The organism is Reyranella sp., from assembly GCF_965249915.1.
GTDB lineage: Bacteria > Pseudomonadota > Alphaproteobacteria > Reyranellales > Reyranellaceae > Reyranella.
The window spans coordinates 3,300,144-3,313,347 of sequence record NZ_OZ252257.1 but is presented as its reverse complement, the minus strand read 5'-3'; the positions used below and the strand labels follow the sequence as shown (position 1 = coordinate 3,313,347).

The following is a 13,204-nucleotide window of genomic DNA, read 5'->3' as shown; positions in this document are numbered from 1 at the left end:
TGCCTACTCCGCGGCCAGTTGAACGTGGGGTAGAGGCAGGCGCGACGAGCGTCGGGCCATCTCGTCCGCCCAATGGACGATGCGCAGGCGGCCGTCGAAATCCTCGACGAGTGCGGTGCAGCTTTCGACCCAGTCGCCGTCGTTGCAGTAGAGCACGTCGTCGATCATGCGCATTTCGGCGTGATGGATGTGGCCGCACACGACGCCGTCGACGCCGCGGCGCCGGGCTTCGCTCGCCACCGCCTTTTCGTAGTCGTTGATGAACTGCACGGCGTTCTTGACCCGGTGCTTCAGAAACGCCGAGAGCGACCAGTAGGGCAGGCCGAGCTTGCGGCGGCCCCAGTTGAAGATCGTGTTGAGGCGCAGCGCCGCGGCATAGGCCCAGTCGCCGAGGATGGCGAGCCAGCGTGCGTAGCGCACGATGCCGTCGAACTGATCGCCGTGGATCACCAGCAGCTTCCTGCCGTCGGGCGTCTCGTGGATCGCCTCGTCCTCGACGCGCACGTCGCCGAAGGTGAGCTGGCAGTATTGCCGCGCCGCTTCGTCGTGGTTGCCCGGGATGTACACCACGTTGGTGCCCTTGCGGGCCTTGCGCATGATCTTCTGCACGACGTCGTTGTGGCTCTGCGGCCAGTACCACCAGCGCTTGAGGCGCCAGCCGTCGACGATGTCGCCCACCAGGTAGAGATGCTCGCTCTCGTTCCTCCGCAGGAAGTCGAGCAGCAGGTCGGCCTGGCAGCCGCGCGTGCCGAGGTGGATGTCGGACAGGAAGATCGCCCTGTGACGGGCGGGCTGGTTTCGCTCGGGGAGCGTCATGATACGGGCACGGTCATGTGGATAGTGTGGGGCCGGCACTAAATCTGTTGTGCGAGATTGCACGGTACGCATGGGATTGTGTAAGGGAGCCGTTGCGTGGAGGTGTATCGGTTGTGACTGTTCGATGACATTCGCCTCACTCACCGGCGTGGCCCCTTCGGTGCTCCTCATTTTCAATCCGACGGCCGGCCGTCGCCGCCGCGGGCTGGTCGATGCGGTGGTGCGCCGGGTCAGATCCCTGGGCTGGACGGTCGATGTCGTCGAGACGGCGGCGGCGGGCGACGCGCGCCGCCTTGCCGAACAGTGCGATGCCGCACGCTATGGCGTGATCGCCGTCGCCGGCGGCGACGGGACGATCAACGAGGTGGTGAACGGCCTCGCGGCCCGCGCCGCCACGGCGCCACCGCTCGCCCTCGTGCCGCTGGGGACCGCCAATGTGCTGGCGCACGAGCTGGGATTGGGCTCGAGCGCCTCGGCGCTCGCCCAGGCGATCACGTCCGGCCGCGAGGTGGTGATGCATCCCGGCCGGGCCAGCGGCGCCGGCCGTCCTCGCTGCTTCTCGCTGATGGCCGGCGCGGGCTTCGATGCCAAGGTGGTGGCGGGCGTCAGTGCGCCGCTGAAACGCCGCTGGGGCAAAGGCGCCTATGTCTGGCGCTCACTGGTCGAGGCGAGGCGTTACCGTCCGGTGCGCTATGCGGTGGAGATCGACGGCGTTGCCCATGAGGCGGCGTCGGTGATCGTGACGCATGCCCGTCACTATGCCGGCCCCTATGTCGTGGCGCCGCAAGCGTCGCTCGACGCCCCGCTCCTGCAGGTCTGCCTGTTCGAGCGCTGGGGCTGGATGCAGGCGCTGCGCTTTGGCGCGGCTCTGGTGCTGGGCACGCTGCCGAAGACGCCGGGCTATCGCGTCGTTGCCGGGCGCGAGGTCAGGATCTCGGTTCTGAACGACGCCGGCGAGGGGCGCCGTCAGCCGGTCCAGATCGATGGCGACGACGCGCTTACGTTGCCCGTATCGATCGGCCTCTCGACCGAGGCCGTGCGGCTGTTGAAGCCGGCTTAGCGCCGGCTCACTGGACGGCCTGCAGGCGGCGCACCGATTCCTGTGTCGGATGGCCGTCGGCCGGCAGGGCCTGTTGCTGCTGGAACAGGCGCAGGGCGGAGCGGGTCTTCGGGCCCAGGAGCCCGTCGGCCTCGTCCTTGTACAGGCCGAGTCGGGCCAGGCGCATCTGCATGTCGATGACGGTGTTGCGCGAGATCGGCGCGTCGTCGGCCGGCGCCTGCTGCTGCACCGGCGGGCCGCCCGCGATCTGGCGGGCCAGGATGCCGACCGACAGCGCATAGAGCGTCGAGCGGTTCCAGTTCATCACCGCCTTGAAGTTCGGATAGACGATGAAGGCAGGGCCGCGGAAGCCGGCGGGCAGCAGGATCGACGAGGCATCGTCCACCGCGGGCAATGCGCCGCCGTTCATCTTCTTGACGCCCATCGCGGCCCAGGCCTTCACCGGCTTCTCGACGGTCGTGTCGGCCTGGTCGAGCGGGAAGCCCGGGGGCAGCATCACCTCTTCGCTCGACGGCAGGCCGGGCTTGAAGCCGACGCCCCGCAGATAGTTGGACGCCGAGGCGAAAGCGTCGGGCAGGCTGTTCCAGATGTCGATCTTGCCGTTGCCGTCGCGGTCGACCGCCCATCGCGTGAAGGTCGAGGGCATGAATTGCATGTTGCCCATGGCGCCGGCCCATGAGCCACGCATCTGGTCGCTGGTCATGTGGTTGGTGTTGAGGATGCGCAGCGCCTGCACGGTCTCGTTGCTGAAGAACTCGCGGCGCTTGGTCATGCAGGCGAGCGTCGCGACCGAGCGCACGACGCGGAAGTCGCCCATGTAGGTGCCGTAGTTCGTCTCGATGCCCCAGAAAGCCATCAGGTACTGCGGCGGTACACCGTACTCGGCCTGCAGCTGGTCGAGCAGGGCGCGATGCTGCGCCAGCTTCTGCTGGCCCTTCTGGATCCGGTCGAGCGAGACGGTGCCGCCGACATATTTGGCATAGGTCAGCGAGAATTCGGGCTGGCGGTTGTCGAGATCGACGACCTTCTGATCGGGCGTCAGCCCCTGGAAGGCGCTGTCGACGATCGAGGCTGGCACGCCCTGTTTCAGCGCATCGGCCTTGATGCTGTTCAGGCACTCGCGGAAGCCGCCATCCTGGGCCTGCGCGGGGGCAATCCCGACCATCAGGGCGGGGCTGCAGAGGAGGGCCGTCGTTGCGGCGAGAATTCGTGCGTTGGGCATGAAGGTCATGCCCGGCAGTTTATCACGAGCCGGCGACGGTCAGCCCTTCAATTCTGACGGTCGGCGCGTTGGTCGAGCTCTTGAATTCGAGGTCGTTGGCGGCCGTCATGTTGAGGAACATGTCCTTCAGGTTGCCGGCGACGGTGATGCCGCTCACCGGCCAGGCAAGTTCGCCATTCTCGATCCAGAAGCCCGAGGCGCCGCGGCTGTAGTCGCCGGTCACGCCGTTGACGCCGAAGCCGATCATGTCGGTGATGTAGAGGCCGCTCTTGATGTCGCCGATCAGCTCCTTCACCGACAGCTTGCCCTTCTCGAGATAGAAATTCGAGGTCGTGGGCGAGGGCGGACCGGAGACGCCACGCGAGGCGTGGCCGGTCGGCTCCAGGTTGAGCTGGCGTGCGGCCGCGAGGTCGAGCAGCCAGGTGGTCAGCACGCCGTCGTCGATCACCGCGCGGCGCGAGGTCGCCAGGCCTTCGGCGTCGAACGGGCGGCTGCCCAGCCCGCGCTTGCGCAACGGATTGTCGAGGATGCGGATGCCTTCGGCGAACACGCGCTCGCCCATCCTGTCCTTCAGGAACGAGGTGCCGCGCGCCACGGCGCGGCCGTTGATCGCGCCGGCGAGATGGCCGATCAGGCCGCCCGAGACGCGGCGGTCGTAGATCACCGGCACGCGCGCGCTCTGCGCCTTGCGCGGGTTGAGGCGGCGCACGACGAACTTGCCGGCGTTGCGGCCGACCTTGGCGGCCGACATCAGGTCTTCGAGATGGACCGCGCTGGTCCATTCATAGTCGCGCTCCATGCCGGTGCCTTCGCCGCCCAGCACCGAGCAGGACAGCGAGAAGCCGCTGCGGCGATAGCCGCCGGAGAAGCCGTTGCTGGCGGCCAGCATCACCGAGGTGCGGCCCCAGCCGGCCTCGGCGCCTTCGGAATTGGTGACGCCCTTGACGGCGCGTGCCGCATCCTCGGCCTCGGAGGCCATGGCGATCAGCTGCCTGGCCGTGGGCCGCGTCCTGTCGTCGAGGTCGAGATCGGGCCACGAATGGGCAAGCAATTCTTCGGGCGCGAGGCCGCAGACCGGGTCTTCCGGCACGGCGCGGGCCATGTCGACGGCGCGGCTCGCCAGTTCCCGCAGCGAGGCGGGCGCGAAGTCGGTCGAGGAGACGAAGGCCTGGCGCTTGCCCACGAAGACGCGCAGGCCGAGATCGCGGCCCTCGCTGCTCTCGAGCTTCTCGCGCTTGCCCAGCCGCTGCGCCACCGAGATCGACTCGCCGTTGACGTAGAGCGCGTCGGCCGCATCGGCGCCGAATTCCTTCGCCCACTTCAGCAGGTCGGACAGGAGATTGGCGTCGGGCGCCCCGGCCGGCCGCGTATTGCGCACCATCTTGGCCACGGCCTTGGCGACGGGCTTGCGCGCTGGCGATTTCGCGATCTTCGGCGCCGGGCGCTTGGCGAGCTTCGGGGTGACCTTCGGAGCCGCCCTCGTCACCTTCTTGGGCGCGGGCTTCTTCGGCGCTGCCTTCTTGGGCGCGGACTTCTTCACCACCTTCCGGGTGGCGGGCTTCGCCGGCTTGCTTGCGGGCTTCTTCGGGGAGGATTTCGGAGCGGTCTTTTTCGCTTTGGCCATGACGCCGTTCTACGCGCTAACGGCCCGTGTCGTCGAGATAGTAGGAGAAGAACAACACACCGGTCGCGGCGATGCCGAGTGTCCAGAATGTGGCACGCACGATGTCGGCGAGGATGGTCTGGTCGGGCCACAGGCGAGCCACCGCTTCGGCGCCGAACTGGTAGCCGAGCAGGCCGATCATCGTGCCGAGCATGAGAGAGATCGCGGCGTTCCACAGATGACGAATGCCGCGCCGTATCGCGCCTTCCTGCCGCCGCAGGGCGGCCGTGGGCTGGGGAGGCAGCATATGGCTAGTCGCCTGCGTAGTTGATGCCGGCCTCGGTCTCGTTGATCGCCGCGTTGACCAGGTTGATGGCGCGCTCGCGATGGCCGCCCTTGTTGGGACGGGCCTGGATGAGTTCGGCACGGGCCGCCTGCAGGGAACTGAGGGCGGCCTGCATGTTGGGCTGGTTGGCGCCGGCAGCGCAGGCGCCGATGGCGGCGCCGATCGCGAGGCTGACGGCGGAAATCTTCACGGACGAGCTGAGCTTCATCTCTCCCTCCAAACGGAAACGGGCGGGGAAATCCCCGCCCGTGATGCTAGTCGCTCGCCGTGCCTTCGCGCAGCCTTATTTGGCGGCGGCGGCTCTGTTTGCAGCCGAAGTGACGGCTTTGAGCGAAGCGGCCACGATGTTCGAGTCCATGCCGACGCCCCACAGGACCTTGCCGCTCGGGGTCTCGGCCTCGATGAAGCTGACGGCCTGGGCGTCGGAGCCCGCGCCCGTGGCGTGCTGGTGATAGTCGCGGACGCGGATCTGGATGCCGCAATTCTTGCCCAGCGCGTCGACATAGCCCGCGATCGGGCCGTTGCCGCGGCCCGAGATGGTCGCCGGCTTGCCGTTGAAGGTCACCTTGGCATCGAGAAGCCGCACGTCGGGATGGTCGGAGTCGGGCACCGTGGTGTGGCTGTCGAACGCTACCGGGGACGCGTTCTCGAGATACTCCTTGCGGAACGTGTCCCAGATCATCGCCGGCTGGATCTCCTTGCCGGTCTCGTCGGCGATCTGCTGGATCACCTTGGAGAACTCGACCTGCAGCAGACGCGGCATGTCGATGCCGTAGTCGCTCTTCAGGATGTAGGCGATGCCGCCTTTGCCCGACTGGCTGTTGATGCGGATGATCGCCTCGTAGCTGCGGCCGAGATCGGCCGGGTCGATCGGCAGGTAGGGCACTTCCCAGACCTTGCTGTTCGACGCTTCGAGCGACTTGAAGCCCTTGTTGATCGCATCCTGGTGCGAGCCGGAGAACGCGGTGAACACGAGGTCGCCGCCATAGGGATGGCGCGGATGGACGGGCAGCTGGTTGCAGTACTCGACCGTCTGGCGGATCTCGTTGATGTTCGAGAAGTCGATCTCGGGATCGACGCCCTGCGTGTACATGTTGAGGCCCAGGGTCACCAGGTCGACGTTGCCGGTGCGCTCGCCGTTGCCGAACAGGCAGCCCTCGATGCGGTCGGCGCCGGCCATGTAGCCGAGCTCGGCCGCCGCCACGCCGGTGCCGCGGTCGTTGTGGGGATGCAGGCTGAGGATGATCGAATCGCGATTCTTGAAGTTGCGGTGGCACCATTCGATCTGGTCGGCATAGACGTTGGCCGAGGACATCTCGACCGTGGCCGGCAGGTTGAAGATCATCTTCTTCTGCGGGGTCGGCTTGTAGACGTCGGCGACGGCCGCGCAGATGTCGCGGGCGAACTCGAGCTCGGTGCCGGTGAAGCTCTCGGGCGAGTACTCGAACACCCACTCGGTCGCGGGATCGGCGTCGGCCATCTTCTTGACCAGCTTGGCGCCCGTCACGGCGATGTCGATGATGCCGGCGGTGTCGAGGCCGAAGACGACGCGGCGCTGCAGGGTCGAGGTCGAGTTGTAGAGATGGACGATGACGCGCCGGGCGCCGCGGCAGGCCTCGAAGGTGCGTTCGATCAACTCGGGCCGGCTCTGCGTCAGCACCTGGATGGTGACGTCGTCGGGGATCATCTTCTTCTCGATGAGCTCGCGCACGAACTCGAAGTCGGTCTCCGATGCGGCCGGAAAGCCGATCTCGATCTCCTTGAAGCCCATGTCGCAGAGCAGCTTGAACATGCGGGTCTTGCGGTCGGAGTCCATCGGCTCGATCAGCGCCTGGTTGCCGTCGCGCAGGTCGACGGCGCACCAGATCGGCGGCTTGGTGATCACGGCGTTCGGCCACTTGCGGTCGGGGAGGGGCACGGGCTTGAAGGGCACGTACTTCTCGGCCGCGTTCGGCATCATGGGCTTCTGGGGATTGGTGACGTGAGAGTTTTGGGATGACATGACGGGTAGCTCCTCGCGCCGCGCACGGCCGTATGGCTCAAACGAACACTGCGATGGATGGAATTGAGGCGGCGACTGATTGGGGTAAACAGAGACGAACGACAAGCGATCCGCAGGGCCCTTCCGGTTTTTCCGGTCGGGCGGCGGATCAGCCAATAAGTCGAAGCGTCGTCAGTCGCAGCATGTTGGGCGCGACAATCGTCGATTTGGTCGCGCCCGTCAACCCGTCTGCTCGGGCGTGAGAAGCTGCCCTTCGCGGATCACCGCAGGGGAACGTCGATCCCGATGCTGAGATTTCCGCCGCGCGGATAGGCCGGGCCATAGACCGGCGCGTAGGCTACCGGTGGGGCATAGACCGGAGCCGGGTAAACGACCACGGGACGGGGCGCGTAGTAGACGCGGGGCGGCGGCTGAACGACCACGACTTCGCGGTCGTAGTAGTAGTGCTCATGGTGCTTGTGGTGCCCCCGGCCCTTCTTCCAGTCGCCGGCCATCGCGGCGGAGGCGGTGAGCATGACGGCGCTGGCCATCGCAAGCGAACCAGCCAGACGCAGGACCTCGACGTTCATTTTTTCGGTCTCCTTTGCTGCAGAATGAAACGTCCTGCACGAGCCGGATGTTGCCTGTGAATTCGCCCGTGAAGGGTGACCAACTTGTGGTAAGCGGGAGTGAAGAAGCGGAGGAATTTTCAGATGGCAGGTCCGTTGGACGGCGTTCGCATTCTCGACTGCACGACCGTCGTGCTGGGTCCGTGGGCGGCGCAGCAATTGGGCGATCTCGGGGCGGACGTGATCAAGATCGAACCGCCCGAAGGCGACACCACGCGCGTGCTGGGACCGGCGCGCAATCCCGGCATGTCGGCCTTCTATCTCGGCTGCAACCGTTCCAAGCGGTCGATCGTGCTCGATCTCAAGCAGGAGGCCGGTCGCGCCGCTTTGTTCAAGCTGGCCGAGACCGCCGACGTCCTGATGCACAATTACCGCCCCGGTCCGGCCAAGCGCCTCGGCGTCGAATACGAGGCCTTCGAGAAGATCAATCCGCGCCTCGTCTATCTGGCGACCTACGGCTATCGCGCCGCCGGCCCGATGGGCGCCAAGGCCGCCTACGACGATATCATCCAGGCCGGTTCGGGCCTCGCGGCCCTGCAGACCGTGGTGGCGGGCCAGCCGCGCTTCCTGCCGACGATCGTGGCCGACAAGACCAGTTCCAACGGCGTGGTCTCCGCCCTGCTGGCGGCCTTGTTCGCGCGCGAGCGTACGGGCAAGGGCCAGGCGGTCGAGGTGCCGATGTACGAGACGCTCGTTTCCTTCGTCATGGTCGAGCATCTCTACGGCGAGACCTTCAAGCCGGCGCTCGACACTGCGGGCTACAAGCGCGTGCTCAACAAGGAGCGCCGTCCCTATCCGTCCAAGGACGGCTACTTCGCGCTGCTGCCCTACACCGACGGCCACTGGCGGGAGTTCTGCACTCTGGTCGGGCGCGAGGACCTCGCGCAGGACGAGCGGTTCCAGGGCATGGCCAACCGCCTCAAGAACGTCGAGCAGTACTACTCGACGCTCGCGGGCCTCTGTGCCGAGCGCACCAACGCCGAGTGGGTCGAGTTGCTCAAGAACTCCAACGTGCCGCACGGGCCGGTGAACACGCTCGACGACCTGTTCGTCGACCCGCAGCTCGAGGCGACCGGCTTCTGGAAGGAAGTCGATCATCCGACCGAGGGCAAGCTGCGCATGACCGACATCCCGCCGCGCTTCAGCAAGACCAAGCCGGAGATCACGCGCCTGCAGCCCCGGCTGGGCGAGCACAGTGTCGAGGTCCTGCAGGAGGCCGGGTTTACGCAGGGCGAGATCGACGCCATGCTGAAGTCGGGCGCGACCAGGACGGCTCCCTAGAAAAACGGGCCGTCCCCCACAACGAGTCGCCGCCCGCTGGGGGAGGCGACCATGATTCTGCGGACAACGCGGCGCGATCTGCTGCGCTACGGCTCACTCTCGGCGCTGGCGGCCTCGCTGCCGGCACCGGCCATTGCGCAGGCGTGGCCGGCCAAGCCGATCAGGATCGTCTGCACCTATCCGCCCGGCGGGCTCACCGATATCTTCGCCCGTGCCTACGGCGAGTACGTGGCCGAGAAGACCGGCCAGGCGGTGATCGTCGAGAACAAGGCGGGCGCGGCCGGCGCGATTGGCGCGGAGATCGTCAAGCAGGCGCCGCCGGACGGCTACACGCTGATGTTCACCAACTCCACGACGATGGTGCAGAACAAGGCGCTGTTCAAAAAGCTGCCGTACGACCCCGACAAGGACTTCGCCCTGGTCGCCTGGTTCAACACCGGTCATCTGCCGACGATGGTGAACAAGGACATACCGGTGAACAACATCGCGGAACTCGCCGCCTGGGCTCGGGGAAGGAAAGTCTCGCTCGCCACGTACGGCATCGGCTCCTTCGCCCATATCGTCACCGAGACGCTGAACCGCCACTACGGGCTCGCGATGGAACCGGTGCACTATCGCGGCGAGTCGGCGATGTGGCAGGACGTGGCCTCCGGCGCCGTCCAGGGAGCCACCGGCAGCTACGCGTCCGGCGCGGCCGTGTTGCAGGCGGGCAGCGTGAAGCCGATCGCGGTGCCGACCATGGTGCGCATGAAGAGGCTGCCCGACGTCGCCACCTTCTACGAGCAGGGGCTGACGGAGAAGGCGTTCCAGATCCGCGGCTGGGTCGGCTGCGCGGCACCGGCCGGGACGTCGCCCGAGGTGGTGCAGAAGCTCTCGGCGTTGATGGTCGAGGCTGGCCGCACCGAACGGGTTCAGAAGATCAACGACACCTTCGCCATCGACGAGGGCGCGCGCGACGCCGCCTATTTCCGCCAGGTCCTCGACGAGGAGGGGCCGGTCTCGATCGAGGTCATCAGGAGCCTCGGGATCGAGCCGCAGTAGGCCGACCGCCCTGCGACGCGGCCTTTACGCACTGCGAAATCGCGGCCATGCTTCCACCAGGCGCGCCCGAGACGGCCTGACCGTCAAAAAAATATCGCGCCGCAGGGAGGCAATCGATGATCGTGCGTGCGTCGCGACGTGATGTGCTGCGTTATGGCTCGGCCGCGGCAGCTGCCGCTGCTCTGCCGGCCCCCGCGATTTCCCAGGGAGCCTGGCCCAACAAACCCATCCGCATCATCTGCGGCTATCCCGCGGGCGGTCTCACCGACACCTTCGCCCGCGCCTATGGCGAGTACATTGCCCAGAAGACCGGCCAGCCGGTGTCCGTCGAGAACAAGACCGGCGCCAGCGGCGCGATCGCGGCCGAGCAGGTGAAGTCTGCCGCGCCCGACGGCTACACGCTGATGTGGACGATCTCGACCACGATGATCATGAACAAGGTGCTGTTCAAGAAACTGCCCTACGACCCGGACAAGGACTTTGTCCTGATCTCGTGGATGGATGCGGGGCACCTGCCGCTGATCGTGAATGCCAAGCTGCCGGTGAAGAACCTGGTCGAACTCGCCGACCATGCGCGCGCCACCAAGACCAGCCTCGGCACCTATGGCGCGGGGTCCTACAGCCATGTCGCCGTCGAGGCGCTCAACCGCCACTACAGGCTCGGCATGGAGGCCGTGCATTATCGCGGCGAGGCGCCGATGTGGCAGGACGTTGCCTCGGGCGCGGTGCAAGGCGGGAGCGGCAGCGTCGCGGCCGCCTCGGGCGTGCTGCAGTCGGGCAACGGTCGGCCGATTGCGGTTCCGACCAAGGTGCGGATGGCCAAGCTGCCGGACGTGCCGACCTTTTACGAACAGGGCGTGACCGACAAGGCCTTCCAGGTCCAGGGCTGGATCGGGCTGGTCGGTCCGGCCGGCATGCCGAAGGAGATCGTGCAGAAGCTCTCGGACCTGATGGTCGAAGGCGGAAAGAGCGAGCGCATCCAGAAGATCCTCGCCACCTTCGGGATCGACAATGCCGCCCGCGACCACGTCTTCTTCGAGAAGATCGTGGCCGAGGAGGGGCCGATCTGGATCGAGCTGGTGAAGGGGCTGAACCTCGAGCCGCAGTAGCACCGTCGCTGCCCCCGGGTTCGCCCTTCGATATCGCAGGCACCGTGTCGAAAAATCGCTGCGGATACGGCTGATTCGCGATTGCGCATCTGCTCGTTATGATTGTACGTGTGGAGAGAATTCCAGCGCTGCCGTTGATTGAATTCGAACGGAAGGAACCGGGGCGTCCATGGCCCTAGACGTTTATGTAGGGTCGCTCACGCGTTACTACGCCGGTGCCTGGGAAAATCTCGCCGAGACGACGGCCCGCAAGCTTGGGGCCCCGCGTCCGTCTGGATCCGGCAAGCCGACCGACACCGCCCAGAGCCACGACCAGATTCATCGGAAGGTGATCGCGTGGCGAACGAGGCTCGCCAAGGCGCTCGGCGAACGGATCGACGCTCCTCTCGACTGGGACGAGACCGAAGCGGCACGTTGGTTCACGCACCGCCCAGGCTGGGACGGGTTCGGCTCCCTGGTCCTGTGGGCCGCCTATGCCGAAAATCCCACCCTGCGCCCGCCCGAGACTCTTCCTGAAGAATGGGACGACGACGCAGCGCTTGCCCGGTCGACCGCGGAGGGCGTCCGCTCGCGCTATTCGCACCTCGTGCGGAATGTCGAAATGTGGCTGCCGGTCGCCTTCGAGATCACCTTCGAGGGCGAAGACGTCGACGGGCGCCGCGTCGTGATGGGGTCGGTGACGACGCTGCGCCGCCAGCTGGAGGACTTGAATGCGGCAACCTGGAAGGCTTCGGCCGCCGATATTGCGGAATGGGGCCGGATGCCGCCCGAGAGGCGGACCGTGGCGGGCTGCGCGCGCTATGCCTTCTCCCTCCTGACCGACCTCGCGCAGCGGGCACACGCCGACCGCCTGCCGATGAAACTCGACTACTGACGAAAACGCCCGCGGGGTGAACCGCGGGCGCCTCGTGGACAGGCCTTGTCGCTTGAGTCTCAGGACGCGCTGGGGGCCGGCGGCGTCTCGGTTGCCGGGCGGTTGCGGCGGTCGGCCATGAACTGGTCGAACTCGGCGCGGTCCTTGGCGGCGCGCAGCTTGTCGAGGAAGTCGCGGAACTCGCGCTGCTCCTGATCGAGGCGATTGATCGTCTCTTCGCGATATTCGTCGAAGGCGACGTTGCCGCTGCTGCTCGAGCGGCCCCAGCCGGAGCGGCGCTTCCAGCCGCGGAATTCCTCACGGCACGAACGGCCATCGGGCATGTTCCAGTGACCGTAGCGCTTAGAGCAAAACATGCGTCCACTCCCTTTGAGATAGATGAGAAGGGCCAGGCCGACGGGCCAGAACAGGATGAAGCTCAGCACCATCAGCGCGATCCACGCCGGCTTGCCGAGGTCGTCTATTTTTTCGATCAGGCCCATGTGGGAGCCCCCTTTGCTGATGTTAACGATGTGAATGTTAACGACATTTACATTGGGCATCGCGACCTCGAGAGTCAATAGGTCGGCGAAAAACTTTCAGCGCGAAGCGGGAAAACCCAGTCCCTGCAGATAGATGAGGACCTCGGATTCCAACAGTTCCTCGGCGGACATGGGCAGCGGCCGCCGGCCAGCATCGCCGCGGCCGAACAGGGAGGCGATGCCGTGCGACATCGACCAGATGTGCAGGCTCATCATCAGCGCAGGCGGGCGGGTGGCCGGCGGCAGAAGCGTCACGAGCTGGTCCGCGGCGCCCCGCAGCACGGCGAAGGCGCGCTCCGACGCGGCGCGCAGGTCGGGGTTCGCGTCGGGCGAGATGCCCGATTCGAACATCGCCGCGTAGTAGGCGGGCTCGGCCCGGGCGAAGGTGAGATAGGCCTTGCCGATATTGTGGAAGGCCGTGACGGGATCGGGTTTGCCGCTGGCCCAGCCGCTGGCCAGCATCGCGGCGAAGCGCTCGAAGCCCTCGCGCGCCACGTCGGCCATCAGCGCGTCGCGGTCGCGAAAATGACGGTAGGGGGCGGCCGGACTGACGCCGGCGGAGCGCGCGGCGTCGGCGAAGGTGAAGCCCGCGGGGCCCTTTTCCTTGATGAGCTCGCGCGCCGCCTTGATCAGCGCCTCGCGGAGACTGCCATGGTGGTACTTCCGCTCCTCGCCGTTGTTGCGCTTCCAGCTCATGTTAAGCGACTTTACATTAAACGCC

Annotated in this window: 14 protein-coding genes; 5 read left to right on the top strand and 9 right to left on the bottom strand. The window is 66.6% G+C overall.

The annotated features are described in order from the left end of the window. Positions 1-3: 3 nt before the first annotated feature. Entirely contained in the window at positions 4-816 is an 813-nt protein-coding gene (locus ACP15H_RS16455) for a UDP-2,3-diacylglucosamine diphosphatase (protein WP_425067262.1), read from the bottom strand. Positions 817-940: 124 nt separating this feature from the next. On the opposite strand from ACP15H_RS16455, the gene ACP15H_RS16450 reads away from it, so the two are divergent. Beyond that, positions 941-1,876 (top strand): diacylglycerol/lipid kinase family protein, encoded by a 936-nt coding sequence (locus ACP15H_RS16450; RefSeq protein ID WP_425067261.1) that lies wholly within the window; start codon positions 941-943, stop codon positions 1,874-1,876. 7 nt (positions 1,877-1,883) lie between these two features. Here the strand turns inward: ACP15H_RS16450 and ACP15H_RS16445 are convergent, their stop codons facing one another. The 6 genes from ACP15H_RS16445 to ACP15H_RS16420 all read right to left on the bottom strand — a co-directional run bounded on the left by ACP15H_RS16445 (position 1,884) and on the right by ACP15H_RS16420 (position 7,618). Then, positions 1,884-3,107 (bottom strand): lytic murein transglycosylase, encoded by a 1,224-nt coding sequence (locus ACP15H_RS16445; RefSeq protein WP_425067260.1) that lies wholly within the window; start codon positions 3,105-3,107, stop codon positions 1,884-1,886. 13 nt (positions 3,108-3,120) lie between these two features. Continuing rightward, complete coding sequence (locus ACP15H_RS16440) at positions 3,121-4,722, bottom strand: TldD/PmbA family protein (protein ID WP_425067259.1); 1,602 nt, start codon at positions 4,720-4,722, stop codon at positions 3,121-3,123. 16 nt (positions 4,723-4,738) lie between these two features. After that, the gene (locus tag ACP15H_RS16435) at positions 4,739-5,008 is read right to left on the bottom strand and encodes a hypothetical protein (protein ID WP_425067258.1); all 270 of its coding nucleotides are present in this window, start codon (positions 5,006-5,008) and stop codon (positions 4,739-4,741) included. 4 nt (positions 5,009-5,012) lie between these two features. After that, positions 5,013-5,255: a hypothetical protein gene (locus ACP15H_RS16430; protein WP_425067257.1), complete on the bottom strand. Its 243-nt coding sequence runs from the start codon at positions 5,253-5,255 to the stop codon at positions 5,013-5,015. 75 nt (positions 5,256-5,330) lie between these two features. Further along, on the bottom strand, positions 5,331-7,049 hold the full coding sequence (gene leuA, locus ACP15H_RS16425) for a 2-isopropylmalate synthase (RefSeq protein ID WP_425067256.1): 1,719 nt from the start codon (positions 7,047-7,049) through the stop codon (positions 5,331-5,333). Positions 7,050-7,309: 260 nt separating this feature from the next. Beyond that, positions 7,310-7,618, bottom strand: a complete 309-nt coding sequence (locus tag ACP15H_RS16420; protein ID WP_425067255.1) for a hypothetical protein — start codon at positions 7,616-7,618, stop codon at positions 7,310-7,312. A gap of 123 nt (positions 7,619-7,741) precedes the next feature. On the opposite strand from ACP15H_RS16420, the gene ACP15H_RS16415 reads away from it, so the two are divergent. From ACP15H_RS16415 to ACP15H_RS16400, 4 genes are all read left to right on the top strand, one after another. After that, positions 7,742-8,938 carry a CaiB/BaiF CoA transferase family protein gene (locus ACP15H_RS16415; protein ID WP_425067254.1) on the top strand — a complete coding sequence of 399 codons (1,197 nt, stop codon included), beginning with the start codon at positions 7,742-7,744 and terminating at the stop codon, positions 8,936-8,938. Positions 8,939-8,989: 51 nt separating this feature from the next. Next, positions 8,990-9,979 (top strand): Bug family tripartite tricarboxylate transporter substrate binding protein, encoded by a 990-nt coding sequence (locus ACP15H_RS16410; RefSeq protein WP_425067253.1) that lies wholly within the window; start codon positions 8,990-8,992, stop codon positions 9,977-9,979. A 116-nt stretch (positions 9,980-10,095) separates the two neighbouring features. Next, positions 10,096-11,088 carry a Bug family tripartite tricarboxylate transporter substrate binding protein gene (locus ACP15H_RS16405; RefSeq protein ID WP_425067252.1) on the top strand — a complete coding sequence of 331 codons (993 nt, stop codon included), beginning with the start codon at positions 10,096-10,098 and terminating at the stop codon, positions 11,086-11,088. 169 nt (positions 11,089-11,257) lie between these two features. Next, positions 11,258-11,962 (top strand): hypothetical protein, encoded by a 705-nt coding sequence (locus ACP15H_RS16400; protein ID WP_425067251.1) that lies wholly within the window; start codon positions 11,258-11,260, stop codon positions 11,960-11,962. 59 nt (positions 11,963-12,021) lie between these two features. Here ACP15H_RS16400 and ACP15H_RS16395 read toward each other — a convergent pair whose 3' ends face one another. Together ACP15H_RS16395 and ACP15H_RS16390 are read right to left on the bottom strand one after the other, a co-directional pair. After that, a complete protein-coding gene (locus ACP15H_RS16395) occupies positions 12,022-12,444 on the bottom strand; it encodes a DUF2852 domain-containing protein (protein ID WP_425067250.1) in 423 nt (140 codons plus the stop codon). Between the two features lie 96 nt (positions 12,445-12,540). Next, positions 12,541-13,179, bottom strand: a complete 639-nt coding sequence (locus tag ACP15H_RS16390) for a TetR/AcrR family transcriptional regulator (protein ID WP_425067249.1) — start codon at positions 13,177-13,179, stop codon at positions 12,541-12,543. Between the last annotated feature and the right edge of the window lie 25 nt (positions 13,180-13,204).

Excerpts from the sequence above, each read along its gene's own strand:
- ACP15H_RS16455 (WP_425067262.1), bottom strand. The coding sequence starts at position 816 with ATGACGCTCCCCGAGCGAAACCAGCCCGCCCGTCACAGGGCGATCTTC.
- ACP15H_RS16450 (WP_425067261.1), top strand. The coding sequence starts at position 941 with ATGACATTCGCCTCACTCACCGGCGTGGCCCCTTCGGTGCTCCTCATT.
- ACP15H_RS16445 (WP_425067260.1), bottom strand. The coding sequence starts at position 3,107 with ATGACCTTCATGCCCAACGCACGAATTCTCGCCGCAACGACGGCCCTC.
- ACP15H_RS16440 (WP_425067259.1), bottom strand. The coding sequence starts at position 4,722 with ATGGCCAAAGCGAAAAAGACCGCTCCGAAATCCTCCCCGAAGAAGCCC.
- ACP15H_RS16435 (WP_425067258.1), bottom strand. The coding sequence starts at position 5,008 with ATGCTGCCTCCCCAGCCCACGGCCGCCCTGCGGCGGCAGGAAGGCGCG.
- ACP15H_RS16430 (WP_425067257.1), bottom strand. The coding sequence starts at position 5,255 with ATGAAGCTCAGCTCGTCCGTGAAGATTTCCGCCGTCAGCCTCGCGATC.
- leuA (WP_425067256.1), bottom strand. The coding sequence starts at position 7,049 with ATGTCATCCCAAAACTCTCACGTCACCAATCCCCAGAAGCCCATGATG.
- ACP15H_RS16420 (WP_425067255.1), bottom strand. The coding sequence starts at position 7,618 with ATGAACGTCGAGGTCCTGCGTCTGGCTGGTTCGCTTGCGATGGCCAGC.
- ACP15H_RS16415 (WP_425067254.1), top strand. The coding sequence starts at position 7,742 with ATGGCAGGTCCGTTGGACGGCGTTCGCATTCTCGACTGCACGACCGTC.
- ACP15H_RS16410 (WP_425067253.1), top strand. The coding sequence starts at position 8,990 with ATGATTCTGCGGACAACGCGGCGCGATCTGCTGCGCTACGGCTCACTC.
- ACP15H_RS16405 (WP_425067252.1), top strand. The coding sequence starts at position 10,096 with ATGATCGTGCGTGCGTCGCGACGTGATGTGCTGCGTTATGGCTCGGCC.
- ACP15H_RS16400 (WP_425067251.1), top strand. The coding sequence starts at position 11,258 with ATGGCCCTAGACGTTTATGTAGGGTCGCTCACGCGTTACTACGCCGGT.
- ACP15H_RS16395 (WP_425067250.1), bottom strand. The coding sequence starts at position 12,444 with ATGGGCCTGATCGAAAAAATAGACGACCTCGGCAAGCCGGCGTGGATC.
- ACP15H_RS16390 (WP_425067249.1), bottom strand. The coding sequence starts at position 13,179 with ATGAGCTGGAAGCGCAACAACGGCGAGGAGCGGAAGTACCACCATGGC.